Below are 23133 nucleotides of genomic sequence, written 5' to 3'. Positions count from 1 at the left end.
CTGATCACCCCTTTATCAGCCAGCCGCGACAGCGGTTTTGGACCTGTCCCTGTAGCGTTCAACCGCAGCCACGTCACTTTCGGCCTCAAGCATCAGCATCAACGAATGCAACTGTTCCAGGTCGCGCAGCTCGACACTGATCATAAGGCGGTAAAAATCCGGTTTGCGATCGACGAATTCCAGGTTCGAGATATTGGCCTTTTTCTCGCCAATCAATGTGCAAATGCGCCCCAGCACCCCGGCATCATTACCGATGGTCAGATCAAGCGTCATACCATAGACAGCGGGGTGGGTGCCAGAATGCCAGTGCAGGTCGACCCAGCGGTCGGGTTCGCTTTCGTGATCGGACAGGCGGTCGCAATCGATGGCGTGCACAACCACACCTTTGCCGCGATAGGTGATGCCGACGATGCGTTCCCCCGGCAACGGCTGACAACAAGGCGCGCGTTCGAATTTCTGCCCCGGTTCAAGGCCAATCACCGCGCGGCGCAAGGGGATCGCGTCTCCTTCGTCCTGGGTCAGTTCGGGATAAACAGCGCTGATCACGTCATGGGCTGTCAGTTCAGCGCTGCCAAGGCGAGCCAGCAATTCGTGACGATCCTTCAGGCGCAGGTGCTTTGCAGCCGTGTCCAGCGCTTTGTCCGTCGACTTGCGACCAACGTTTTCAAAGCCGGAACGGGCCAGTTCCTTGCCCAGCTTGATGAATCGCTCGCGGTCGACTTCGCGCAACGCCCGGCGAATGGCGGTGCGGGCCTTACCGGTCACCGCAATTTCCAGCCATGTGACCTGCGGCGTCTGGCCGTCGGCGGTGATGATATCCACCGATTGCCCGTTCTTGATCCGAGTCCACAGCGGCACGCGGATGCCGTCCACCTTGGCACCAACGCAGGCATGTCCGATCCGAGTGTGGATCGCATAGGCGAAATCAATCGGCGTTGCCCCACGGGGCAGCTTGACCACATCGCCCTTGGGCGTGAAACAGAACACCTGGTCGGAATACATCTCGAGTTTGACGGCCTCGAGGAAGTCTTCGTGATCCTCTTCGCTGTCGAACTGTTCGGTCAGGTTGGCGATCCACTTGGCCGGGTCCACCGCAAACGGGTTTTCCGAACGTACACCGTCTCGATACGACCAATGCGCCGCAACCCCGGTTTCGGCGACATCGTGCATTTGGCGGGTGCGGATCTGCACCTCGACCCGTTTACCGTCACGCCCAGACACCGTGGTATGGATCGAGCGGTAACCGTTCGATTTGGGCTGGCTGATATAATCCTTGAACCGACCCGGCACCGCACGCCAGCGCTGGTGGATAGCGCCCAGGGTGCGATAACAATCTTCCTCAGATCGGGTAATGATGCGGAAACCATAGATGTCAGACAGGCGCGAGAAGCCCTGGTCCTTTTCCTGCATCTTGCGCCAGATCGAGTAAGGTTTTTTGGCACGGCCGAATACCTCGGCCTCAATCCCGGCCTTTTCCAGCTCGTGCCGCATATCACCGGTAATGCGGTGGATCACGTCACCGGTTTCGCGCTGCAAAGTGATAAAGCGGCGGATGATTGACTGGCGGCCTTCGGGGTTCAGAACACGGAAGGCGAGGTCTTCCAGCTCTTCCCGCATCCATTGCATCCCCATGCGGCCTGCAAGCGGCGCATAGATATCCATCGTTTCACGCGCTTTGACGACCTGTTTCTCGGGCCGCATTGCCTTGATCGTGCGCATGTTGTGCAGCCGGTCGGCCAGTTTCACCAGGATCACCCGCAGATCCTTGGACATCGCCATGAACAGCTTGCGAAAGTTCTCGGCCTGTTTGGTTTCACGGCTGGACAGCTGCAGATTGGTCAGCTTGGTGACGCCATCGACCAGCTTGGCGACTTCTTCCCCAAACAGCTCGGACACTTTGCCGTAATTGGCTTTGGTGTCTTCGATCGTGTCGTGCAACAGCGCGGTAATAATGGTCGCATCATCCAGACGCTGTTCGGTCAGGATAGCGGCAACGGCAACGGGATGGGTAAAGTAGGGCTCGCCGGAATGGCGAAGCTGGCCGTCATGCATTTGTTTGCCGAACTCATAAGCCCGGGCGATGCGATCAGCATTTGTCTTAGGGTTGTAGTTGCGGACCAGCGCAATCAGATCGTCAGGAGAAATCATCCGGTCCGCACCTTCGTGTTTGGGAATTACCCCTGGCCTTGAGCCTCCATCAGAGCGCGCAACAGCTTCTCTTCGGACATATCGTCATCGGCAGGCTTGTCCAACTCGGCACCCATTAGCAGTGCCATCTGATCTTCTTCGGGCTCGTCGACCTCGATCTGGGTCTGGTTCGCCTCGATCAGACGCTCGCGCAGGTCATCGGCGCTTTGCGTTTCATCAGCAATCTCGCGCAGCGATACGACAGGGTTCTTGTCGTTGTCGCGATCGACGGTGATCGGACCACCGGCGGAAATCTCGCGCGCCCGGTGGGCGGCCAGCATCACCAGTTCAAACCGGTTCGGAACCTTGTCAACACAATCTTCTACCGTCACGCGGGCCATTGGGCGCTCTCCGTTACTGAATCCATGTCAGGAAGAGGTTTATCTAAGCGCGAATCCCCGCCTTGACAAGCAAGAAATGCCGCAATTGCACCCTTCACACAGGGGTGACCGCCGCAATGTCTTCGGCAGACAGGTCAGAGAGCATTTCCGTAACCGTCCGGCCCAGCACAGGATGGCGCCAGTCCGGCGCCACATCCGCCATCGGAACCAGGACAAAGGCACGGTCCTGCAGTCGGGGATGTGGCAGGATCAACTGGCCCGGAACCTCTTGCCGTTGCGCTTCGGGCGACAGAACGAGCCATCGGTTAAATTCGGCGAGGTCCGGTAGAACCTGGTCGCCAAAGCCTACCAAATCCAGATCCAGCGTGCGCATCCCCCAGCGCTGAACCCGTTCGCGGCCAAACTCATGTTCAACTGCATGCAGGAGCTGCAGCAGCTCCGCCGGGGATTTATGGGTGTCGACTAAAGCTGCCGCGTTGATGTAGTCCGGCCCGGCCCCAGCAGGAAAACAGGGGGTTTCAAAAAAGCGGCTGACGGCGCGAATCACCACCCCCTGACGCGAAATCGCGTCAATGGCGTTTTGAAGTGTCACCTTGGGTTCAACACCTCTCAAACTGAGATTTGCACCCAAGGCGATGACCGCTTCTGACGAAAAATTGCTCATTCTGCTCCCAATATTCGGCGAATTGCATACTTGCGATACATAATAAATGCCCTAATTATGGGCTTATCAGCGCTCTGCTTATTTCTTAGCCACTCACCTAACACCCGGCGCGCTGGTTTGTACCGGAAGGATCTATTTATGTTTTATAAAGACGAACGGCTAGCGCTGTTCATCGACGGCTCGAATCTTTATGCAGCCGCAAAAGCACTGGGGTTTGATATAGACTACAAATTGCTGCGTCAGGAATTCATGCGTCGCGGCAAGATGCTCAGGGCTTTTTACTATACAGCGCTATTGGAAAACGACGAGTATTCGCCGATCCGTCCCTTGGTTGACTGGCTGCACTACAACGGCTTCACCATGGTGACTAAACCGGCCAAGGAATACACCGACAGCATGGGGCGTCGGAAAGTCAAAGGTAACATGGATATCGAATTGACTGTCGATGCCATGGAACTGGCACCGCGGGTCGATCATATCGTGCTGTTTTCGGGCGATGGGGATTTCCGCCCGCTGATCGCAAGCCTGCAGCGTCAGGGCGTGCGCGTTTCGGTCGTGTCGACCATTCGCAGCCAGCCCCCGATGATTTCCGATGAGCTGCGCCGCCAGGCCGACAACTTCATCGAACTGGAGGACCTGCGCGACGTGATTGGCCGGCCTCCGCGCGAAATGCCCATGGAACCGCGCAGCGTCGCAGCTGGCGTACAATAAGACCCGGCCACTCACTGCCGGGGGAAGAACTAGCGCGGTCAGGATGCACCACCCTGGCCGCGCTTCTTTAATTAATGATTAGGTGCTGAAACACCCATTGGCTAACATCGATTCATGTCAGGTAAATGACGCGCTCCTGTCTGGACCAAGGCCGGGAAAAGACTTACCTGTGGCCTTATGGAGACCCTGACATGACCAAGCCCCCGCTGACCTTGTACCTTGCCGCCCCTCGTGGATTCTGCGCCGGTGTTGACCGGGCGATCAAGATCGTCGAGATGGCGCTGCAGAAATGGGGCGCGCCGGTGTTTGTGCGCCATGAGATTGTGCACAACAAATTTGTGGTTGACGGGCTGCGCGCCAAAGGGGCCGTATTTGTCGAGGAACTGGACGAATGCCCCGATGACCGCCCGGTGATTTTCTCGGCCCATGGCGTGCCGAAATCCGTACCGGCCAGCGCCGCCAAGCGCGAGATGATCTATGTCGACGCAACTTGCCCGCTGGTGTCCAAAGTCCATGTCGAGGCCCAGCGCCACGCCGAGGCCGGGTTGCAGATGATCATGATCGGTCACAAGGGACACCCCGAAACCGTTGGAACCATGGGCCAGCTGCCCGATGGTGAGGTCCTTTTGGTCGAGACCGTCGAAGACGTGGCCAACGTGCAGGTCCGCAACCCGGAAATGCTGGCCTTTGTCACCCAGACCACACTGTCGGTGGACGACACCAAGGACATCATTGCAGCGCTTGAGGCCCGTTTTCCGGCCATTGTCGGCCCGCATAAAGAAGATATCTGCTATGCCACCACCAACCGGCAGGAAGCCGTGAAAGAGGTTGCACCGAAGTCCGACGCTTTGCTGGTGGTCGGCGCGCCCAACTCATCAAACTCCCGCCGTCTGGTCGAGGTCGCATCGCGCGCCGGGTGCAACTATGCGCAGCTGGTACAACGCGCCACCGAGATTGACTGGCGGGCGCTTGAAGGCATCTCCTCTGTCGCAGTCACCGCGGGCGCATCGGCCCCCGAAGTGCTGGTCACTGAGGTGATCGACGCCTTTCGCGACCATTACGATGTCACTGTCGAACTGGTCGAAACCGCAGTTGAAAATGTTGAATTCAAGGTGCCGCGCGTGCTGAGGCAACCCGCATGAGCGGTATCCCGAAAGCCCCGCTATACCTTGGGCTGGCAGGGCTCATCCCATTTGTTTGGGGCGCGCTGACCTATCTGAACGGCGATTTGAACGACTGGGGCAGACAGACGCTTGGGTCGCGATTTGTGGGGCCTTACGTCCAGCTATTCTACGGCTCGGTGATCCTGAGCTTTATGTCCGGTGTCTTGTGGGGCTTTGCCACCAAAACGTCAGGTAGCAAGGCGGCAACCTGCTATGCGCTGTCAGTGCTTCCTGCGCTTTGGGTTTTCTTCAAGACCGGTGGCGGGCCAGTCAGCACCGGCATCAATCTGATGTATGGCTTTGCCGGTTTGCTGATATTGGACGCTGTCTTTTCATATTGGCGACTAACTCCGGTATGGTGGCTCAGACTGCGTCTATTATTGACCACTATTGTCCTGATATGCCTTGCTGTCGGAGTATACCTGTGACTGACCAGAAAACGATTGACGCCTATTCCAGCCGCGTCTCCGCCTATCTGAGCATCCCCCTGCCCCCGGAACAGATCGAGTCGCGTTTGGCTTTTGCAGAAGCTGTGGGTGAGGGTCATGTTCTTGATCTGGGGTCCGGCCCCGGCTCGGACAGCGCGTTTTTCCTGCGCGAAGGTCTCACCGTGCGGGCGCTGGACGCAACCCCGGCTTTTGTCCAACACGCACGCGAGAATGGCGTCGACGCCCATCTGGGCACATTCGATGATGTCACAGAAGTTGCCGAATATGACGGCGTGTATGCCAGTTTTTCGCTGCTACATGCCCCTCGCAAAGATTTTCCGCGCCACCTGGCAGCCATCCGCCAGGCCCTGAAACCCGGGGGCGTCTTTTTCCTTGGCCTGAAACTGGGCACAGGCGAACACCGCGACGATCTGGATCGGTACTACACCTATTTCTCACAGACCGAGATCGAAGAGGCGTTGGCTGCGGCGGGGTTCACGATCGACCGCATAACCACTGGCATGGGCAGAGGGTTGGCCGGGTCGTATGACGGCTTCATTCTGGTGCTGGCCCATGCCTGAGTTGTTTGCTTATACCGATGGTGCCTGTTCTGGTAATCCCGGCCCCGGTGGCTGGGGCGTTCTTCTGCGCGCAATCGAGGGCGACACCGTCCTGAAAGAGCGTGAACTTTGCGGTGGTGAGGCTGAAACCACAAACAACCGGATGGAACTGCTGGCCGCCATCAACGCACTTGAAACACTAGAGCGGGCGTCGAAGGTTATCGTCGTCACGGACAGCGCCTATGTAAAGAACGGCGTCACCGGATGGATTTTCGGGTGGAAGAGGAACGGCTGGAAAACCTCGAACAAAAAGCCCGTCAAGAATGTCGATCTGTGGCAGCGCCTGGACGAGGCACAAACTCGCCACGACGTGACCTGGGAATGGGTCAAAGGCCATGCCGGGCATCCAGAAAATGAAAAGGCGGATGAGCTGGCCCGCGCGGGCATGGCCCCCTTTAAGCCAAAAAAGGCGCAAGCGTGAGCGGGCTTGCGCTGCTGGACTATGCCTCGGTTCTGGTTTTTGCGCTGACGGGCGCGTTGGTGGCCAGCCGCGCGCAACTGGATCTGGTCGGTTTTGCTTTCATCGCCTGTTTGACGGCTGTGGGCGGCGGCACGGTGCGCGATCTGCTGCTGGACCGGCACCCGGTGTTTTGGGTTGGCCAGCCTGCGTATATCCTGATCGCTGTCGGCGCTGCGGTGCTGGTTTTCTTTACCGCCCATCTGGTTGAAAGCCGCTATAACTGGCTGGTTTGGCTGGACAGTTTCGCGCTTTCCATCGCGGTGGCAGCTGGCAGCGCCGCAGCGTTGTCGCTGGACCAATCCGGAACAATCGTGGTGCTGATGGGGGTCACCACCGGATGCCTGGGCGGGCTGATGCGCGATGTGGTTTGTAACGAGGTGCCGTTGGTCCTGAAACAAGGCGAACTGTATGTCTCTTGCGCGCTTGCGGGTGCGATGACCGCAGTGCTGGCTGCGCGTCTGGGCTTTGACGAATTGGCAACATTGGCAGCCTGCGCGATGATCTGCTGGGTTTTACGGGCAGGATCGCTGCTGTTTGGCTGGAAGCTTCCCGTCTACAAAAGCCGCCCGCCGCGTTCCTGAGTACAGCCAGGTTCAGCGGCGCAGGTAGGTTTGCCAGATCCAGATCACCAGCAGGGCGCCCAGAACAGCGCCCACAAATCCCGACAACCAGCCCATCATCGTCACCAAAGCGCGCAACAGGAAACCACCGACCAGCGCGCCGACTATACCGATCAGCATGGTGGTGGGGATATCCGCATCAATCCGCATCAGCCTTGTGGCCAGGAAGCCTGCGGCGGCTCCGATGATGATCAGGGCGATGACGGACATATTAGTTCCTCCAATGGGTCGGGACGATGATCAGCGCACCGACCGAGGCGAGAACGGCGTTCGTGCCCAAGGACCACAGCCGAAAGCCAAACATCCGGCCGAGCATGAACTGTGCAAAATACAACAAAAACGCCCCGCCAATGCAGATGATGATCGATTGAAGATAGCCGTTGCGGGTAAAACCCGATTTCTCGGAAACCGCCCCAACAATGGCCGCAATCATAACTGTCCCAAGCAACGTCATATACATGTGGTTTCTTACCCTTGTTTTTATAAACGACTGCCCGTCGCCACGTTCCATCCGCGCAGAAACTCTTCTGCATCCTGCGCACCTTTGCCTGCGCGCTGCAATCTCAGCAAACGCACCGCGCCTTCGCCGCACGCTACGGTGAGATTATCGTCCAGGACCTCACCAGTCGTACCCTGCCCTTCGGCTAGGCATGAGGCCAACAACTTGACGCGCTGACCGTCGATTTCTGTCCACGCGCCGGGAAACGGGGACAAGCCGCGGATCTGGCGATCAACCTCAGTTGCAGTGCGGGTCCAGTCGATGCGGGCCTCGGATTTGTCGATCTTGGAGGCGTAGGTCACTCCATCTCGGGGCTGAGGTTCAGGGGTCAGGTGCGGCAAGCGAGTTAGAGCCGCGACAATCAGGTCAGAACCCATGTGCGAGAGACGATCATGCAGCTGCGCAGTCGTTTCCTGCAGCCCAATGTCGGTCGCCTGCTGCAGCAGGACGGGGCCGGTGTCCAAACCAGCCTCCATCTGCATGATACAGATGCCAGTCTGGGCATCACCAGCCATGATTGCACGGTGGATTGGTGCCGCGCCGCGCCAGCGGGGCAGCAGGCTGGCGTGGATGTTCAGACACCCCTGCAAAGGCGCATCCAGAATGGGCTGTGGCAACAGCAAGCCATATGCGACTACCACAGCCACATCAGCCTTGAGCGCAGCAAAAGCATCTTGCTCTTGTGCTGATTTCAAAGAGACCGGATGGCGAACGGTCAGTCCCAATGCCTCGGCCCGCGCATGCACAGGTGTGGGTCGGTCTTTCTTGCCCCGACCTGCTGGGCGGGGTGGCTGGCAGTAAACGGCAGCGATCTCTTGTCCGGCCGCGACCAGCGCATCCAGCACCGGGACAGAGAAATCGGGCGTGCCCATGAAAATGACGCGCATATCTATCCCTGCTTTTTGGCTTTGCGCAGCAGCATGTCGCGTTTGACCTTGCTGAGCCGGTCGAAATACATCCTGCCGTTCAGGTGATCGATCTGGTGCTGCACACTGGTGGCCTCGATCCCGACAAAGTCGCGGCGGTCGATGATGCCCTGCTCGTTCAGAAACCGCACCGTCACCGCGCGCGGGCGTTTCACCTTGGCGGATACACCGGGCAGATTGGGGCTGGCTTCGTCATGCTCGCGCAGCTCGACCGAGCTGTGCAGGATTTCCGGGTTGGCCAGTCGCACCGCCCGACCGCGTTCGGTTGAACCATCCACAACCGCCAGTCGCAACATGACCCCGATCTGAGGCGCAGCAAGGCCAACGCCGGGCATTGCCTCCATGGTGTCGATCATGTCAGCCCAGATGGCGCGGATATCGTCGGTGATCTCGGTCACGTCGCTGGCCGCGGTGCGCAGGCGCTTGTCCGGCCAGGGCAGACAGGTACGCACCGTCATGAGCGCGCCTGCTCGCGCTTGAGTTTTTGCATCTTGCGGGTGATCATCTGGCGCTTGAGCGGCTTGAGGTAATCAATGAACAACTTGCCGTTCAGATGGTCGATCTCGTGCTGAACGCAGGTGGCCCAAAGTCCATCAAAGGTTTCCTGCTGTGCTTTGCCGTCACGGTCGATCCACGCCACATCTACGACCTTGGGGCGCGTCACCTCAGCGAATTGCTCGGGGATCGACAGGCAGCCTTCCTCATAGACATTGGTCTCATCCGAAGACGCGATCACTTCGGGGTTGAACATTATCAGCGGTCGCGGAGCTTCGCCCTCTTCCTTGATGCAATCCAGCACGATCAGCCGATCCAACACGCCGATCTGTGGCGCGGCAAGGCCGATGCCAGGCGCGTCATACATCGTTTCCAACATGTCATCAGCCAGCTGGCGCAGCTCGTCCGACAGGTCGGCAATCGGCGCGCAAACCTTTTTCAGGCGGGGATCGGGATGGATCAGGATATTGCGTTTCATGGGGCTGATTTAGGCCATCACGGCCCCCGCCGCAACGCCCCCCTTGCACCTGCGGGAATTGTGGCTAGCTTTCGTCAAGACAGATGGAGAAGACATGACTTTCAGCGACCTGATCGACCGCCGGGGAACCAACAGTTCAAAATGGGACAAGATGGAGAAGCTCTATGGCGTGCCGCCACAGGACGGGCTGGCCATGTGGACCGCGGATTCCGATTATCCCACCGCACCTTGCGTGATCGAAGCGGTTCGTGAGGCTGCGGATCACGGTGTCTTTGGCTATTCCTGGATGCACCCGGATTACCTGAATTCGGTCCAGTGGTGGATGAAAAACCGCCACGGTTGGGATGTCGATACCGATTGGGTTCTGACCTCACAAGGGTTGGGCAATGCCATCGCGCTGTGCCTCGATGTCTGGAGCGAACCGGGCGACGGCGTGGTGATTTTCACGCCCGTTTACCATGAGTTCGCGCACAAGGTGAACAAGTCCGGCCGCCGGGTGGTAGAATGCCCACTGGTAAGGCAGGGCGAAACCTATTCCCTTGATCTGGATGACGCGCAATCTCGGCTGGATGGTTCAGAAAAGCTGTTGCTGTGGTGTTCGCCGCAAAACCCCTCGGGCCGGGTCTGGACTGCCGAAGAGCTGCGCGCCGTGGCCGCGTTTGCCGAGAGGAATGGGTTGATCCTGGTTACGGACGAGATCCATCACGATCTGGTCTACCCCGGCAACACCTTTGTGCCAATGGATGTGGCGGCACCGGATGCGCGGCCCTGGACCGTGACGCTGACGGCGGCGTCCAAGACATTCAACATCGCAGGGCAGCGGACGGGTAACATGATCATCCCCAACCCCAAACTGCGCGCGACCATGCGCCACCGCATTCAAACGCTGGATTATGATCCCAGCGCATTGGGGGTGGCCATGATAACCGCCGCCTATACCCCGCAGGGTGCCGCTTGGGTTGATGCCCAGGTCGCGCATCTGGACGGCAACCGCAAACTGTTCGACGCCGCCATCGCTGACATCCCCGGCATGTGGTCCATGCCGCTGCAGGCCACCTATCTGGCCTGGGTAGATTTCTCGGGCACCGGGATGAGCCACGATGAGTTTGTCCGACGCCTGCGCGAGGATGCCAAGATCGCCACCTCATCCGGTCCTGGGTTTGGCGCGGGCGGCGAAACCTTCGAGCGGTTCAACCTCGCCACGCAGCGCGCCCGCGTAGAAGAGGCTTGCACCCGGCTGAAACACGCCTTTTCCGACCTGCAATAGCCGTGCGGCGGCTTGCACTGATATCCTTGGTGTTCGTGCTGGCAGGGGCCGCGTGGCTAGGGTGGCATCGTTTTGGGCCGCGGCCATCGGCCCCGCCCATGGCCCCGGATGCGGTGCGGGTCGACCATATATTGATTGAGAAATCCGCCCGCCTCCTGACCGCCTCGCTGGACGGGGCGGTTGTCCTGCAAGCGGACGTGGCGCTTGGGTTCGCTCCTGAAGGGGACAAACAACAAGAAGGCGACGGAAAGACCCCGATTGGTGTCTTCGAAATCGACCGCCGCAATCCCCAAAGCGCGTTTCACCTTTCACTGGGGATCAACTATCCCCAACCCAAAGACATCGAAAACGCCCATGCGCAGGGGATCGACCCGGGCGGTGACATCTTCATCCACGGTCAACCCAACGGCGTGGTTGGCATGACCCTGCCCGGAGACTGGACCGCAGGCTGCATCGCGCTGTCAAATGCTGAGATGGCAAAGCTATGGAGTCTGACTTCCAACGGGACGGTGGTTGAAATCCGCCCTTAGTCCTCGTGCCCCAGCAGCGCAATCGGCGCATCCGGCGCACGATAGAAATCCAGCGGAGCCTTGTCGGCCGCAGCCGTACTGCGCTTGAATTCATAGCGCATCTCACCTGCTTCATCGTCGTCGGCGATGATCAGGCATTGATACATGTGCTTCGCGCCATCGAAGATATCGACCAAACCGCGCAGCTGAGGCGTGGTTTCCGCCTCAACCGTGAAGCCATCTTTCCACAATCTGAGAATTTTAAATGTATTGTCGCCAAACTCGACACGCAAACGGCTGGTTTTCTTCAGCCCCGCGATTCGCGCCGCAACCAGTTCGGCCGTGATTTCCTTTGAAACATAAGTACTCATACCAATTCTTCCCCCGCGCTGGACTCTATTGTGGGGCCCTGAGTGTAAAAATCCAGTGAAGCTGGTCACACAGACGTGCACGAAATCAACCTGTTGCGTGAAAATCCCAGCAGAACCTGTGCGCAAACGCAGGGATTGTGCGCGCGCCCTCGCATAGGAACGGCCCAGACACCCTCTTATCTTTGCCAAAATCGCAAAGCGGAGAATTCGATATGGGCCTGTTGGTTGACGGCAAATGGCACGACACCTGGTATGACACCAAATCCACTGGCGGTGCGTTCAAACGCAGCGCTGCGCAATTTCGCAACTGGCTGACCGCTGATGGCAGCGCCGGTCCATCCGGCAAGGCCGGGTTCAAGGCTGAACCGGGGCGCTATCACCTCTATGTCAGCCACGCCTGCCCCTGGGCGCACCGAACGCTGATCTTCCGGGAGTTGAAAGGTCTGAGCGACTTGATATCGGTCTCAGTCGTGCATCCTGACATGCTGGAAAAAGGCTGGACCTTTGAGACGGACGCGCACGGGGCAACTGGCGACACCCTTTTTGGGTTCGACTATGCGCATCAGGTCTATACGAAGGCCGATCCGAGCTACTCGGGTCGCGTCACAGTGCCGATCCTGTGGGACAAAAAACAGGCAACGATCGTCTCAAACGAAAGCTCTGAAATCATCCGCATGTTCAACACGGCGTTCAGCGGGATCACCGGCAATACCGATGATTACTGGCCCGCCGCGATGCGGGATGAGATTGAAGAGGTCAACGCCCGCATCTATTCCGACGTCAACAACGGTGTCTACAAATCCGGTTTTGCGACCAGCCAGGCGGCCTATGATGCAGCCGTCAACCCGCTGTTCGACTCTCTCGATTGGCTTGAGGACCGTCTAGCGTCCCACCGCTATGTGATGGGCGACCGCGTGACCGAGGCCGATTGGCGGCTGTTCACCACGTTGATCCGGTTTGATCCGGTCTATCACCTGCATTTCAAATGCAACCGGCTGCGGCTGATCGACTACCCCAATCTGTGGGCCTTCACACGCGAACTGTACCAATGGCCGGGCGTCGCACAGACGGTGAATATGGACCACATCGTGCGCCACTATCATTACAGCCACGACAGCATCAATCCGCATCGGATCATCCCGACAAACCCGGTGCTGGATTACATGGAGCCACACGGGCGCGATCAGCGACCCGCCGCGTAATGTTCGACCATCGCCGCCAGATCCTCTGGCGGCGTTCCGCTTTGCACATAGGCACAGGCATTGGGGCTGTGGGCAAAGATCGACCCGTCTGAGAAAAAGGTCGTGTTGGTGACAAAGATCACCCGCGCCTCTGGGCGGCGATAGCTGGCAAAATCGGCGACAGCCAGCGCGCTGCCGGCTTCCAGCACCAGATCCAGCACGATGATATCGAAATCCGCGCCATACAGCGCAAGGATTGCGGCCTCTTGACCAGTCACAAGCGTGACCTCGGCACCCTGCCGTTCAAGATGCCTTTTCCAGACCCGACCCAGATCGGGGTTACTCTCAACAATCAAAACATTCATATGCAACAACCTCGGCACTTGATGTGGTGATTGGTGCCGACCCTTGTTGTTTGTGATCACGCTATTTCCTTAACAAAGTGTTAACAGCGCCGGCAGAGCCCCGTGATCACGCGGAATTGCTTGTATGAGCGGCAGAAATCCGCTTGAACCGGGCCAAAGCAGGCGAATCCGGTGGAACCCCTATGGCAAGCCATGACCAAGATTTGAACCCTCGGGCGGCGCGTGACCACGGCGGCGGGCTGGACGGTGCCATCACCGCGTATGGCGGTGCGCGTGCCGACTGGATAGACCTGTCCACCGGCATCAACCCGCAGCCCTATGAAGTGTCGGGCCTTACCCCATCGGATTGGAGCGATCTGCCCGATCATGGCGCGTTTGAGCGTCTGACAAATGCGGCGCGCTCGTTTTGGTCTGTGCCGGACAACGCAGCAATTCTGCCTGCACCCGGGGCCTCAGCGATTATCGCCCGCATTCCGGCGCTTGCTCCGCAGGCCCGTGTGCAGATCACAATGCCCACGTATAACGAACATGCCGCCGCTTTTGCCGCCCAAGGCTGGACCGTGCAGCCAGGTGGCCCGGCAGAGGCCCGGGTCATCGTGCATCCAAACAACCCGGATGGGCGGACTTGGAGCGAGGCGGATGCGTGTGTGCCCCTGACTGTGATCGACGAAAGCTTTTGTGATATCAGCCCTGATGTCTCGTTGATCCGTCTGTCGCAGCGACCCGGTGTCATCGTGCTGAAGAGCTTTGGCAAATTCTGGGGATTAGCAGGGATGCGCCTGGGCTTTGCAATTGGGCAACCCGACCTGATCGCCCAGTTGAACGATCTAACAGGCCCTTGGGCGGTGTCCGGCCCTGCCCTTCGGATCGGGGAACGCGCGCTGCGAGACACCGGCTGGGCTGACGAGACCCGACAGCGCCTAACCGAGGATGCCGCTCGTCTGGACAGGCTTGTCACCGCCAAGGGAGCCACGTTGATCGGAGGCACACCCTTGTTCCGCCTCTACGAAGTTAACAACGCCACCGAATGGCAGGACCAATTGGCACGCGGCCAAATCTGGAGCCGCATCTTTCCCTATTCTCAGTCCTATCTGCGACTGGGCCTGCCCCCTGCCCATGGGTGGGATCGGCTGGAGGCCGTGCTGTGAGCACCGCCTTTCTGCTGGTCTGCGCCATGTGTCTGGACGCAGCCCTGGGCGAGCCGAACTGGCTGTGGTCGCGGGTCCGGCATCCGGCGGTTCTGATGGGCAATATCATCGGCTGGCTGGACACGCGCCTGAACCGGGGAAGCCAGCGACGGCTGAAGGGGATCGCCGTTGTGTTGCTGATGGTCTGCGGAGCGGTGGTCCTCGGGCGCGGGCTGGCAATGCTAGGGCCGGTGGTTGAACTTGTCCTCTGCGCAATCCTGTTGGCGCAAAAATCGCTGGTCTCTCATGTTCGCGCGGTCGGCGACGGGCTGCGTGCCTCGCTGGACGAAGGCCGCGCCAAAGTAGCTATGATCGTCTCACGCGATACAACCGATATGACCGAAGCGCAGGTAGCGCGGTCAGCCATCGAAAGTGCCGCAGAAAACCTCAGCGACGGGGTGATTGCGCCTGCGTTCTGGTTCCTGATCGCAGGGCTGCCGGGCCTGTTGGTTTATAAGGCGATCAATACCGCCGACAGCATGATCGGGTATCGAACCGAAAAATACCACGCCTTCGGATGGGCCGCTGCCCGTCTGGACGATCTGCTGAACCTGATCCCTGCCCGCCTGACTTATGTGATGATCGTGGCGCTGTCCGGTCAATGGGCGCGCTGGTCTGATATGGTGACGGATGCCCGACGCCATATCTCGCCCAATGCGGGCTGGCCCGAGGCCGCCATGGCGCGTGCACTCGATGTCGCCCTCGCAGGCCCGCGCAGCTATGACGGCCAACTCCGTGACCTGGCTTGGGTCAATGGCGAGGCCCCGCACGAGATCGGAGCACCAGAGGTTTTCCGCGCATGTGACATGCTTTGGAGGGTTTGGGGGCTTGCGCTTGGCCTCGTGTCGGTGTGGGTTGGGCTCAACTTTATTCTCTGACGGATCCGTTCATGCGCTTTCTCTCTGCCTTTGTTGCCGCCGCCCTGCTCACCACACCTGCCCTTGCCCAATGCGGTAGTGGGTTCAATTCCTTTGTTAAAGGGCTGAAATCCGAGGCCGTTCAGCAGGGTTTTGACAAGTCCACCGTCAACGCGTTTTTCAAAGGCGTGCAACAGGACAACGCGGTGTTGAAGGCCGACCGGGCGCAGGGCGTGTTCCAGAAACCGTTCATCGATTTCTCACGCCATCTGATCTCGCAAAACCGGATTGACCGCGGGCAGGCGATGTCGCGCAAATACGACGCGGTGTTTGATAGAATCGAGGCCGAGTACGGTATCTCGCGCGGCGTGTTGCTGGCCTTCTGGGCGTTCGAGACCGACTACGGCGCGTTTCAGGGCGATTTCAACACCCGCAATGCGCTGGTCACACTCGCCCATGATTGCCGCCGGCCAGAGTTGTTTCGACCGCAGATTTTCGCCGCAATCGAACTGTACCAACAACGCAATTTTGATCCAGCTCGCACAACCGGTGCCTGGGCGGGCGAAATCGGTATGGTGCAGATGTTGCCCCGCGACATTCTTGAAAACGGCGTGGACGGGGATGGCGACGGCACAGTCTCGCTCAAGACCTCAGCCCCTGATGCGTTGATGTCGGGGGGCAAGATGCTGTCACATCTGGGATGGCAACCGGGCCAGCCCTGGTTACAAGAAGTGACGCTCCCTGCACAGATGGACTGGTCCTTGTCCGGCCCCGGCAAGCCACGTTCGGTTTCCGACTGGCAGGCAATGGGCGTGCAGGCGCGCAGCGGGTCCTTGGCCAACCTGCCTGCCTCGCTGATCCTGCCACAGGGGCACAAGGGGCCCGCCTTTCTGGCCTACCCCAATTTCGACGTCTATTTCGAGTGGAACCAAAGCTTTGTCTATGTGCTGACCGCCGCCTATTTCGGCACCCGTCTGGAAGGCGGACAAATCTATGATGCTGGCAACCCGGCGCCCGGTCTGTCCGGCGCACAAATGAAGCAGTTGCAAAGCAAGCTGCAGGCGCGCGGCTATGACGTTGGCAAGATCGACGGCATCTTGGGGGCCGGAACCCGCGCAGCGGTTCAGGCCGAACAGGCGCGGTTGGGGCTGCCAGCGGATGCCTGGCCAACGGCGGATTTGTTGGGACGGTTGTAGGGGCTGGTTCTTTTACGCGACCTTTTCCTGATTGCGCGTAATTGACGGGTCGAATGCATGGACCAGCACTGACGAACCCTCAGTTTCAATCGCCGTGTTGGGCTTGATCTCGACCCAATCGTCATTATCCACATCCAGCGGCTCGGAAGAAATGATGATACCGTCCTTGCAGACGCGGTAGTGCAGGCTGGGTGCGTAGCGGTCAGAAGCATAGCGTGCTGCAAAAACACGTTTGCCATCTGACCAGCATGCCGCAAATCGTAGGTATGGGAGCGCACCACTTTGTCTGGACAGTGTCTCCACCCGCCCAATTGCGCGCTCCATAGCCCCGATTGGGTCGGTGTTCAGACCCTCGCCATGGGCGATCAGGAAGATTGCCTCGCTCTCTGTTGCCCCCATGCGGTATCCGTATAATTGCGCGGGGATCATGGCGTCTAGCGCCTGCCGAATTCTGTCATGACCCCCAGCCTGTCCGTTGTGCATGAAGCTCCATTTGTCGAAGCCAAAAGGATGACAGTTGTTTCGCGAAGTTGCGGTTCCTGTTGAGGCCCGCACATGCGCCAGGAAAAGCCGTGATCGGGTGTGATGTGCCAACTGCTTGAGATTGGCATCGGACCAGGCCGGATGGGTGTCCTTGTAGAAGCACGGCGTTCCACGATCAGAATACCAGGCCAGTCCGAAACCATCGGCATTTATCGTCGTTTTTCCGATCAGCGCATTTCGGCTTTGAATAACAAGAGATTGCTCCTGCTCCTGGATCAACTCGTCCAGATATCGCTGCTCACCTACCCAGGCCAAAAACCGGCACATACACCACTCTCCGTCGTCTTTGATAATTTCGCAGTACGATATCACCAGAACGGGCAGCTATTCTCCCAAAGATCACTAAGTTATTTGATATTTTCTATCATTTGATTGGCATTTGGCACAGAACTCCGATCATTTACTCACTCCGAACCGGATACCGATCGCCTTTTTCGTCAATCAGGATCAGCCGTTCACCGCTGCGGACATACAGATCGCACCGGGTGAACCCGTTGCGATAGGCAATGCAGACGCTGCCGTCTTCGGCGATGGAATAGGTGCCAAAGGCCGAGTTGCCGCTGGCGTAGGTAAACGAATAGGCCCCGCCTGCCGAAAACTTGGACTGACCGTCATCATAAAAAGTCAGGGTGCGGCCTGCGAGCCCGTCCAATTCCACTGACGACAGGGGGACATCGCCGGGTTTGGTGGGCCACTCGGCTGCCCAGAGCGGTCCGGCGGCCAAAAGCGCGAGGATCAGAAAACGTGTCATGCGGCCAGCTTACCCTGCAGGGTCGGCAGATGGTCATAACGTTGCAGTGATCGGTCAGGCAACCATCTGTTCGGCTTTTTTCAGATCAACCGAAACAAGCTGGCTGACGCCTTGTTCCTGCATGGTCACACCAAACAACCGGTCCATCCGCGCCATGGTCACCGCGTGGTGGGTGATAATCAAAAAGCGGGTGTCGGTCTGGCGGCACATCTCGTCCAGCAGGTCGCAGAACCGGGTGACATTGGCATCATCCAGCGGCGCGTCGACCTCGTCCAGCACACAGATGGGCGCCGGGTTGGCGAGGAAGACGCCAAAGATCAACGCCGTAGCTGTCAGGGTCTGTTCCCCCCCCGACAACAGGCTTAGGGTCGAGAGTTTTTTACCCGGCGGCTGACACATGATCTCAAGTCCCGCATCCAGCGGATCGTCGCTTTCAACCATGACCAGATTGGCCTCACCACCGCCGAACAGATGCTTGAACAGCATGGCAAAGTTCGAGTTCACCTGCTCAAACGCGGTCAGCAGACGTTCGCGGCCTTCGCGGTTCAGGCTGGCAATGCCGCTGCGCAGCGCCTTGATCGCCTCTTCCAAATCAGCCTTTTCAGTGTTCAGGGTGTCAAACTCCTCCTGAACCTCTTTGGCGTCCTCCTCGGCACGCAGGTTCACCGCCCCCATGGCGTCACGCTGACGCTTGTGGCGGTTCACTTCTGCTTCCAAAGCATCAGCGGCAGGCATCTGGTCCGGGTTCACGTCCAGCTGGTTCAACAATTGATTGGGCGTCAATTGCTGATCCTCGGCAATCCGCTCTGACGTAGCAGCCACGCTTTCCTTGGCGGCATCACACCGCGCCTCGGCCGCCGCACGGGCCTCGCGAGCTTCTGAGGCCAAACGCTCCGAATCCCGCTCAGCAATTACGACCTCGCGCTGTTGGCGCTCAGCCTCGGCAAGTTTGTCTGCCGATTCAGCGCGACGGGCCTCGACCGTTTCGATCAGCTCATTCAGCTCTTCGCGCGCTTCGGCAATTTCGGCCGGGGCAGCCATTGCTTCTGACAGTTCCTCTTCGGAACCTTCCTTGCGCTCGGCCAGTTCGGAAATCCGTTTTTCAGCCGTTTCCAGACGGTGCCTCCAGCCGCTGAGGTCCTTGGTCACTTCTTGCGTCCGGCGCGTCCGGGCCTCACCCTCGCGGCGCAGTTCATCATGCGACGACCGGTGGGTCAGCATGGTGATCCGCGCGGCCTCGACCGTTTGTTTGATGTCTTCGACCTGGGCGCGGGCGCTGTCGAGATTGCCCAGCCCCACCAACACGCTTTCTGCCTCGCGCAGCTGAGCACGGGCCGACATGGCGTCCTCTTTGTGGCGATCTACAGCGAGGGTCAGGGTCTCAAGCTTGCCCTGGGCCAGATTGCGGTCGGCTTCGGCCCGGCTGAGCTGACGCGCGGTCTCGGCCATACGCTGATCCGCAGCACGACGCGCTTCACGCGCGCGGCGGTCGGCCTCGGTCACATCGGCCAGTTGCTGCGACAGGGCCTCATGTGCCGCGCGGGCCCCATCGGCTTGCGCCTCGGTGCGGGTCAGCTCCTGTTTCAGCGCTTCTAGCTTGTTCAACTGTTCTAAACGCAATGCCGCCGCACTGGGCGCATCCTCGGCCCAAGCCCGGAAGCCATCCCAACGCCACAGGTCGCCTGAGCGTGATACCAAACGCTGCCCTGGCTTCAATGATGCCTGCAGGCGCGCGCCCTGATCTGCATCGACCAATCCGATCTGTGCGATCCGACGGCTAAGGCGATCAGGACCCGACACGTGCAAGGCCAGCGGTTCTGTCCCTTCGGGCAATGGCTGGTCACTGTCGTAACCCGCCATCTGCACCCAGCCAGAGGGACCATCGCCCTCGACCAAAGGTGCGCGCAGATCGTCGGCCAGCGCGGCTCCCAAAGCCTTTTCATAGCCCGGGGCCACACGCAGCAGGTCCAGAACCTGACCACCTTCGGCAGTGTCGCGTTCAACCAGCTTGGCCAGCGCTGTCGTCTCGGCGCGAATGGCGCCCAGCTCTCCTTCGGCCTCGGAACGTTGCGCGCGGGCCTCGGCCTCGCGGCCTTGTGTTTCGTTGCGCAGCTCATCTGCGGCGGCCAAGGCCTCTTCGGCGGCCTCAGCCGCCTCTCGGGCTTCTTCTTCACCCTCTTGCGCCGCTTCAAATGCCTCACTGGCGCGGGTCAGGGCCGATTTGGCCTCTGCCACTGCGGCACGGGCTTTTTCTTCCTCACCTTCAGATCGGGCCAATGTCTTGCGGCTGTCTTCGACCAAACGCTGCCCCGATTGGTGACGCGCCACCAGACGCGCCATATCCTCGGTCTCTTGGGAGAGGTGATCTTCGCGGTCCTGCAGGACTGACGCGGCCTCGCGCGCGATTTCGGCGGCCTCGGCCACTTTGTCCTCATGCCCTTCGGCAGCTTTGGTAAGCTCGCGCGCTTCCCATTCCAGACGTTCGATCATCTGGCCCGCGTCGCGATTCAGACCGGTTTCGCGTTCGATATCATTGCCCAACTGCTGAATACGGTTGGTCAATGTCTCAATGGTTTGGCGGGCGCGGGTTTCCTGATCGGTCAGCGCATCGCGTTGTACTTGCTGGCGTTGCAAAACAGCGGCAGCAATGGCCTCTTCTTCGCGCAAGGGCGGCAAAGTCTCTTCGATCTCAGCCCGCTTGGCAGCGGCGGCGCGGGCGTCAGCCTCGGCGCGGGACGCTTCGGTAATCCGTTCGCGCAGCTTTTCTTCGGCTTGCTGGCGGGCCATATCAGCCTCTTTCCAGCGCCGATACAGCAACATGCCTTCGGCCTGACGCAGCTGTTCACCAATCTCGCGATAGCGCGCGGCCTGACGGGCCTGACGGGCCAGCTGGGCCAGTTGCGTGCCCAACTGCTCCAACACATCATCAACGCGGGTCAGATTGGATTCGGTGCCTTTCAGCTTCAGCTCGGCCTCGTGGCGGCGCTGATACAGGCCCGAGATCCCAGCGGCCTCTTCCAGAATGCGGCGACGGGCGCGGGGCTTGGCGTTGATCAACTCGGCAATACGGTTCTGCCCCACCAGCGCGGGCGAATGCGCCCCGGTCGAGGCGTCGGCAAACAGCATCTGCACATCGCGCGCCCGCACATCCTTACCGTTGGTTTTATAAGCGCTGCCCACATCGCGAGTGATGCGGCGGATGATTTCAAGCTGGTCGTTGTCGTTGAACCCCGAGGGCGCCAGACGTTCCGAGTTGTCCAGGGTCAGAACAACTTCGGCAAAGTTGCGGGCCGAGCGTGTGGCGGCACCGGCAAAAATAACATCCTCCATCGCGCCACCGCGCATGGATTTGGGGCGGTTTTCCCCCATCACCCAGCGCAACGCTTCCAGAAGGTTGGACTTGCCGCACCCATTCGGACCCACCACACCGGTCAAACCGTCCGCGATGATCAGATCGGTCGGATCAACAAAGCTTTTAAAGCCGGTCAGTTTCAGTTTGCTAAAGCGCAATGGCCGCTTGGTCCCATGATTCCTATATCTGGAAGTTTGCGCAACTGATTGGGGGTGAGTCAACGCAGTTACGCAGGATGTGGGAGATCATCCCGACTTATCCACAACATCTTGCCGAAATTGCGCAAGAAAACGCGTATCTCAGTACGGCGTGCATTCAAACACCTGATAGCCGTAATCCTTGCCGATATCTTCAAAAAGGCCGAAATCGACACATTCGTAATTCGGGGTTGAGACAGCGGTCAGCAGCAACCTCTCTCCGGCGGCGCGGTCACAGCCCAAAACGCCAACCGTCACCGCCGCATCGCCCAGCACATCCAGAATAGGGCAACCCGAGACCTGCGCCATAGCCAGCCCAGCCCGATCTCGGATCGGGCCCAGGCGCGGGGCGTATTGCGTGTTGATCCGCACCGCCTCGGCAAGATCACCGCGCACGCGCACGTCAAACACGCTGCCGTTCACCGCCACACGGGTTGCAGGCAGGTCGCGAAAATATGGGGTGCCAGCCGAACACGCGGCCAGCACCAGAAGAGACAGATACCGGATCATGCGCCCAGCTTTGGCTCAATATGGTTAACAGAACCTTTCCGGTCTTATGCGCGCAGCACGTCCCCCAAGCGGCGGATACCCTCACGGATCGTGGCCTCGTCCGAGTTTGAGAAACTCAGCCGGATCGTGTCGACGCCGGATCCATCCGGGAAAAAGGCCTGACCGGGCACAAAAGCAACCTTCACGCTGTCCAGCGCACGCGCCAGAAGGTCGGCACCGTCTGTGCCTTTTGGCAAGGTCACCCAGATGAACATGCCGCCCTCGGGCTTGGTCCATTCCACACCGTCCGGCATATAGGTTGCCAGCGCGTCCAGCATGGCATCGCGGCGAGCGCCATAGACCCGGCGCAGCATGGGGATATGTGTGTCAAAGCTGGCCCGCGCCACCTGATCAATGGCCATCTGGTTGATCGTTGCCGAATGTAGGTCCGCCGCCTGTTTCATCAGCACCAATTGCGAGATCACTGGCTTGGCTGCCACGACCCAACCGACCCGCAAACCTGGCGACAGGGTCTTTGAAAAGCTGCCGCAATAGACCGTCCGACAAGCTTCGATCGCGCCTTTGCGCGCAAGTTCCAACGCCAGAACCGGGGGGATCGCCTCACCGTCATAGCGGAGCGCCTGATACGCGCCGTCTTCGATCACCGCACAGTTCAACTCATCCGCCAGATCCAGCAGGGCCTCTCGGCCGCGCAGATCGACGGTTTCACCGGTCGGGTTGGCGAAGTCCGGCGACAGATAGGCGAACTTTACCGCGCCCTCACCCGCTGCAGCATTGTACTCTGCAGCCCTGCGATTGCCATTGATGCTCAGCCGATCAAAACGCGGCTCATAGGCGTTGAAGGCGGCCAGTGCGCCCAGATAGGTCGGCCACCCAACCAGCGCAGTATCACCAGGCGACAGGTAAAGCTTGCCCAGGTAGTCAAGCGCCTGCTGCGATCCCGAAGTGATCAGGATGTTGTCCAGCCCGCATTCAATGCCGATCTCGCGCATGTGGTCGACCACCCATTCACGCAGCGGCGCATAGCCTTCGCTTACCGAATACTGCAGCGCCTGCGCCTGACTTTCCGGCCCTAACGCGCTTTGGAAAGCGGCCGAAAATCCTTCGGCGGGAAACAGGGCCGGGTCCGGAATGCCCCCCGCAAAGGATATGATCCCCGGCTGGTCCAGCAGTTTAAGCAATTCGCGTATTTCTGACGCTTTCATGCGCGATGTTCGCGTGGCGAACAGGTCTTTCGTAGACATTAGTCTCCTCC

At 59.5% G+C, this 23133-nt stretch carries 27 protein-coding genes; 12 read left to right on the top strand and 15 right to left on the bottom strand.

Features of this window, described 5'->3' with window-relative positions; genetic code table 11:
- Window positions 1-15: 15 nt before the first annotated feature.
- From SJY13_RS19200 to folK, 3 genes are all read right to left on the bottom strand, one after another.
- A complete protein-coding gene (locus SJY13_RS19200; RefSeq protein ID WP_377193199.1) occupies window positions 16-2148 on the bottom strand; it encodes a RelA/SpoT family protein in 2133 nt (710 codons plus the stop codon).
- Window positions 2149-2174: 26 nt separating this feature from the next.
- Window positions 2175-2528, bottom strand: coding sequence for a DNA-directed RNA polymerase subunit omega (gene rpoZ / locus SJY13_RS19195; RefSeq protein WP_377193197.1), 354 nt, complete (start codon window positions 2526-2528; stop codon window positions 2175-2177).
- 94 nt (window positions 2529-2622) lie between these two features.
- Window positions 2623-3192: a 2-amino-4-hydroxy-6-hydroxymethyldihydropteridine diphosphokinase gene (gene folK / locus SJY13_RS19190; RefSeq protein WP_377193195.1), complete on the bottom strand. Its 570-nt coding sequence runs from the start codon at window positions 3190-3192 to the stop codon at window positions 2623-2625.
- Window positions 3193-3330: 138 nt separating this feature from the next.
- Here folK and SJY13_RS19185 point away from each other — a divergent pair, with 138 nt between their 5' ends.
- From SJY13_RS19185 to SJY13_RS19160, 6 genes are all read left to right on the top strand, one after another.
- Window positions 3331-3903 carry a LabA-like NYN domain-containing protein gene (locus SJY13_RS19185; protein ID WP_085824452.1) on the top strand — a complete coding sequence of 191 codons (573 nt, stop codon included), beginning with the start codon at window positions 3331-3333 and terminating at the stop codon, window positions 3901-3903.
- A 191-nt stretch (window positions 3904-4094) separates the two neighbouring features.
- Window positions 4095-5045 (top strand): 4-hydroxy-3-methylbut-2-enyl diphosphate reductase, encoded by a 951-nt coding sequence (gene ispH / locus SJY13_RS19180; RefSeq protein WP_377193193.1) that lies wholly within the window; start codon window positions 4095-4097, stop codon window positions 5043-5045.
- A complete protein-coding gene (locus SJY13_RS19175; protein WP_377193191.1) occupies window positions 5042-5494 on the top strand; it encodes a DUF3429 domain-containing protein in 453 nt (150 codons plus the stop codon). Before ispH ends, SJY13_RS19175 begins: the two co-directional genes overlap by 4 nt.
- On the top strand, window positions 5491-6075 hold the full coding sequence (locus tag SJY13_RS19170) for a class I SAM-dependent DNA methyltransferase (protein ID WP_377193189.1): 585 nt from the start codon (window positions 5491-5493) through the stop codon (window positions 6073-6075). The genes SJY13_RS19175 and SJY13_RS19170 overlap by 4 nt, the downstream gene beginning before the upstream one ends.
- Complete coding sequence (gene rnhA, locus SJY13_RS19165) at window positions 6068-6535, top strand: ribonuclease HI (RefSeq protein ID WP_085824449.1); 468 nt, start codon at window positions 6068-6070, stop codon at window positions 6533-6535. Before SJY13_RS19170 ends, rnhA begins: the two co-directional genes overlap by 8 nt.
- On the top strand, window positions 6532-7155 hold the full coding sequence (locus SJY13_RS19160) for a trimeric intracellular cation channel family protein (RefSeq protein WP_085824448.1): 624 nt from the start codon (window positions 6532-6534) through the stop codon (window positions 7153-7155). The genes rnhA and SJY13_RS19160 overlap by 4 nt, the downstream gene beginning before the upstream one ends.
- A gap of 12 nt (window positions 7156-7167) precedes the next feature.
- Here SJY13_RS19160 and SJY13_RS19155 read toward each other — a convergent pair whose 3' ends face one another.
- Genes SJY13_RS19155 through def (SJY13_RS19135) form a run of 5 tightly spaced genes read right to left on the bottom strand, consistent with a single transcriptional unit; the run spans window position 7168 to window position 9592 of the window.
- Window positions 7168-7404 (bottom strand): GlsB/YeaQ/YmgE family stress response membrane protein, encoded by a 237-nt coding sequence (locus SJY13_RS19155; protein ID WP_377193187.1) that lies wholly within the window; start codon window positions 7402-7404, stop codon window positions 7168-7170.
- Between the two features lies 1 nt (window position 7405).
- A complete protein-coding gene (locus SJY13_RS19150) occupies window positions 7406-7654 on the bottom strand; it encodes a hypothetical protein (protein WP_377193185.1) in 249 nt (82 codons plus the stop codon).
- Window positions 7655-7674: 20 nt separating this feature from the next.
- Window positions 7675-8580, bottom strand: a complete 906-nt coding sequence (fmt, locus tag SJY13_RS19145) for a methionyl-tRNA formyltransferase (protein ID WP_377193183.1) — start codon at window positions 8578-8580, stop codon at window positions 7675-7677.
- A 2-nt stretch (window positions 8581-8582) separates the two neighbouring features.
- Window positions 8583-9077, bottom strand: a complete 495-nt coding sequence (gene def, locus SJY13_RS19140; RefSeq protein WP_085824444.1) for a peptide deformylase — start codon at window positions 9075-9077, stop codon at window positions 8583-8585.
- Window positions 9074-9592, bottom strand: a complete 519-nt coding sequence (def, locus tag SJY13_RS19135) for a peptide deformylase (protein WP_377193181.1) — start codon at window positions 9590-9592, stop codon at window positions 9074-9076. Before def (SJY13_RS19135) ends, def (SJY13_RS19140) begins: the two co-directional genes overlap by 4 nt.
- A 94-nt stretch (window positions 9593-9686) precedes the next feature.
- On the opposite strand from def (SJY13_RS19135), the gene SJY13_RS19130 reads away from it, so the two are divergent.
- Together SJY13_RS19130 and SJY13_RS19125 are read left to right on the top strand one after the other, a co-directional pair.
- Window positions 9687-10859, top strand: coding sequence for a MalY/PatB family protein (locus tag SJY13_RS19130; RefSeq protein ID WP_377193179.1), 1173 nt, complete (start codon window positions 9687-9689; stop codon window positions 10857-10859).
- A 2-nt stretch (window positions 10860-10861) separates the two neighbouring features.
- The gene (locus tag SJY13_RS19125) at window positions 10862-11389 is read left to right on the top strand and encodes a L,D-transpeptidase family protein (RefSeq protein WP_377193177.1); all 528 of its coding nucleotides are present in this window, start codon (window positions 10862-10864) and stop codon (window positions 11387-11389) included.
- On the opposite strand, the gene SJY13_RS19120 is transcribed toward SJY13_RS19125, so the two are convergent.
- Window positions 11386-11739, bottom strand: a complete 354-nt coding sequence (locus SJY13_RS19120; protein WP_377193175.1) for a hypothetical protein — start codon at window positions 11737-11739, stop codon at window positions 11386-11388. The two genes, SJY13_RS19125 and SJY13_RS19120, sit on opposite strands and share 4 nt — an antisense overlap.
- 212 nt (window positions 11740-11951) lie before the next feature.
- Between SJY13_RS19120 and SJY13_RS19115 the strand changes: the two genes are divergently transcribed.
- The gene (locus tag SJY13_RS19115; RefSeq protein WP_377193173.1) at window positions 11952-12941 is read left to right on the top strand and encodes a glutathione S-transferase family protein; all 990 of its coding nucleotides are present in this window, start codon (window positions 11952-11954) and stop codon (window positions 12939-12941) included.
- Here SJY13_RS19115 and SJY13_RS19110 read toward each other — a convergent pair.
- The gene (locus SJY13_RS19110) at window positions 12923-13285 is read right to left on the bottom strand and encodes a response regulator transcription factor (protein WP_085824438.1); all 363 of its coding nucleotides are present in this window, start codon (window positions 13283-13285) and stop codon (window positions 12923-12925) included. The two genes, SJY13_RS19115 and SJY13_RS19110, sit on opposite strands and share 19 nt — an antisense overlap.
- Before the next feature lie 182 nt (window positions 13286-13467).
- On the opposite strand from SJY13_RS19110, the gene SJY13_RS19105 reads away from it, so the two are divergent.
- From SJY13_RS19105 to SJY13_RS19095, 3 genes are read left to right on the top strand one after another with little or no spacing between them, the layout of a single operon-like run.
- Window positions 13468-14433, top strand: coding sequence for a threonine-phosphate decarboxylase (locus SJY13_RS19105; protein WP_377193171.1), 966 nt, complete (start codon window positions 13468-13470; stop codon window positions 14431-14433).
- A complete protein-coding gene (cbiB, locus tag SJY13_RS19100) occupies window positions 14430-15350 on the top strand; it encodes an adenosylcobinamide-phosphate synthase CbiB (RefSeq protein WP_377193169.1) in 921 nt (306 codons plus the stop codon). The genes SJY13_RS19105 and cbiB overlap by 4 nt, the downstream gene beginning before the upstream one ends.
- Before the next feature lie 11 nt (window positions 15351-15361).
- A complete protein-coding gene (locus SJY13_RS19095) occupies window positions 15362-16525 on the top strand; it encodes a lytic murein transglycosylase (protein WP_377193167.1) in 1164 nt (387 codons plus the stop codon).
- Window positions 16526-16537: 12 nt separating this feature from the next.
- Here SJY13_RS19095 and SJY13_RS19090 read toward each other — a convergent pair whose 3' ends face one another.
- The 5 genes from SJY13_RS19090 to SJY13_RS19070 form a co-directional block, all read right to left on the bottom strand.
- The gene (locus tag SJY13_RS19090; RefSeq protein WP_377193165.1) at window positions 16538-17335 is read right to left on the bottom strand and encodes a class II glutamine amidotransferase; all 798 of its coding nucleotides are present in this window, start codon (window positions 17333-17335) and stop codon (window positions 16538-16540) included.
- A 133-nt stretch (window positions 17336-17468) separates the two neighbouring features.
- Window positions 17469-17819 carry a hypothetical protein gene (locus SJY13_RS19085; RefSeq protein WP_377193163.1) on the bottom strand — a complete coding sequence of 117 codons (351 nt, stop codon included), beginning with the start codon at window positions 17817-17819 and terminating at the stop codon, window positions 17469-17471.
- A 54-nt stretch (window positions 17820-17873) separates the two neighbouring features.
- Window positions 17874-21329 (bottom strand): chromosome segregation SMC family protein, encoded by a 3456-nt coding sequence (locus SJY13_RS19080; protein WP_377193161.1) that lies wholly within the window; start codon window positions 21327-21329, stop codon window positions 17874-17876.
- A gap of 141 nt (window positions 21330-21470) precedes the next feature.
- Entirely contained in the window at window positions 21471-21878 is a 408-nt protein-coding gene (locus SJY13_RS19075; protein ID WP_377193159.1) for a hypothetical protein, read from the bottom strand.
- A gap of 44 nt (window positions 21879-21922) precedes the next feature.
- A complete protein-coding gene (locus SJY13_RS19070; RefSeq protein WP_377193157.1) occupies window positions 21923-23122 on the bottom strand; it encodes an aminotransferase-like domain-containing protein in 1200 nt (399 codons plus the stop codon).
- Between the last annotated feature and the right edge of the window lie 11 nt (window positions 23123-23133).

The sequence above is a fragment of the Ruegeria meonggei genome, from assembly GCF_042768335.1.
GTDB lineage: Bacteria > Pseudomonadota > Alphaproteobacteria > Rhodobacterales > Rhodobacteraceae > Ruegeria > Ruegeria meonggei.
This window is presented reverse-complemented; position numbering and strand designations above follow the sequence as displayed.

What these genes read in the sequence shown, in the direction of transcription:
- SJY13_RS19200 (WP_377193199.1), bottom strand. Translation starts at nt 2,148, where the DNA reads ATGATTTCTCCTGACGATCTGATTGCGCTGGTCCGCAACTACAACCCT.
- rpoZ (WP_377193197.1), bottom strand. Translation starts at nt 2,528, where the DNA reads ATGGCCCGCGTGACGGTAGAAGATTGTGTTGACAAGGTTCCGAACCGG.
- folK (WP_377193195.1), bottom strand. Translation starts at nt 3,192, where the DNA reads ATGAGCAATTTTTCGTCAGAAGCGGTCATCGCCTTGGGTGCAAATCTC.
- SJY13_RS19185 (WP_085824452.1), top strand. Translation starts at nt 3,331, where the DNA reads ATGTTTTATAAAGACGAACGGCTAGCGCTGTTCATCGACGGCTCGAAT.
- ispH (WP_377193193.1), top strand. Translation starts at nt 4,095, where the DNA reads ATGACCAAGCCCCCGCTGACCTTGTACCTTGCCGCCCCTCGTGGATTC.
- SJY13_RS19175 (WP_377193191.1), top strand. Translation starts at nt 5,042, where the DNA reads ATGAGCGGTATCCCGAAAGCCCCGCTATACCTTGGGCTGGCAGGGCTC.
- rnhA (WP_085824449.1), top strand. Translation starts at nt 6,068, where the DNA reads ATGCCTGAGTTGTTTGCTTATACCGATGGTGCCTGTTCTGGTAATCCC.
- SJY13_RS19155 (WP_377193187.1), bottom strand. Translation starts at nt 7,404, where the DNA reads ATGTCCGTCATCGCCCTGATCATCATCGGAGCCGCCGCAGGCTTCCTG.
- SJY13_RS19150 (WP_377193185.1), bottom strand. Translation starts at nt 7,654, where the DNA reads ATGTATATGACGTTGCTTGGGACAGTTATGATTGCGGCCATTGTTGGG.
- fmt (WP_377193183.1), bottom strand. Translation starts at nt 8,580, where the DNA reads ATGCGCGTCATTTTCATGGGCACGCCCGATTTCTCTGTCCCGGTGCTG.
- def (WP_085824444.1), bottom strand. Translation starts at nt 9,077, where the DNA reads ATGACGGTGCGTACCTGTCTGCCCTGGCCGGACAAGCGCCTGCGCACC.
- def (WP_377193181.1), bottom strand. Translation starts at nt 9,592, where the DNA reads ATGAAACGCAATATCCTGATCCATCCCGATCCCCGCCTGAAAAAGGTT.
- SJY13_RS19130 (WP_377193179.1), top strand. Translation starts at nt 9,687, where the DNA reads ATGACTTTCAGCGACCTGATCGACCGCCGGGGAACCAACAGTTCAAAA.
- SJY13_RS19120 (WP_377193175.1), bottom strand. Translation starts at nt 11,739, where the DNA reads ATGAGTACTTATGTTTCAAAGGAAATCACGGCCGAACTGGTTGCGGCG.
- SJY13_RS19115 (WP_377193173.1), top strand. Translation starts at nt 11,952, where the DNA reads ATGGGCCTGTTGGTTGACGGCAAATGGCACGACACCTGGTATGACACC.
- SJY13_RS19110 (WP_085824438.1), bottom strand. Translation starts at nt 13,285, where the DNA reads ATGAATGTTTTGATTGTTGAGAGTAACCCCGATCTGGGTCGGGTCTGG.
- SJY13_RS19105 (WP_377193171.1), top strand. Translation starts at nt 13,468, where the DNA reads ATGGCAAGCCATGACCAAGATTTGAACCCTCGGGCGGCGCGTGACCAC.
- SJY13_RS19095 (WP_377193167.1), top strand. Translation starts at nt 15,362, where the DNA reads ATGCGCTTTCTCTCTGCCTTTGTTGCCGCCGCCCTGCTCACCACACCT.
- SJY13_RS19090 (WP_377193165.1), bottom strand. Translation starts at nt 17,335, where the DNA reads ATGTGCCGGTTTTTGGCCTGGGTAGGTGAGCAGCGATATCTGGACGAG.
- SJY13_RS19085 (WP_377193163.1), bottom strand. Translation starts at nt 17,819, where the DNA reads ATGACACGTTTTCTGATCCTCGCGCTTTTGGCCGCCGGACCGCTCTGG.
- SJY13_RS19075 (WP_377193159.1), bottom strand. Translation starts at nt 21,878, where the DNA reads ATGATCCGGTATCTGTCTCTTCTGGTGCTGGCCGCGTGTTCGGCTGGC.
- SJY13_RS19070 (WP_377193157.1), bottom strand. Translation starts at nt 23,122, where the DNA reads ATGTCTACGAAAGACCTGTTCGCCACGCGAACATCGCGCATGAAAGCG.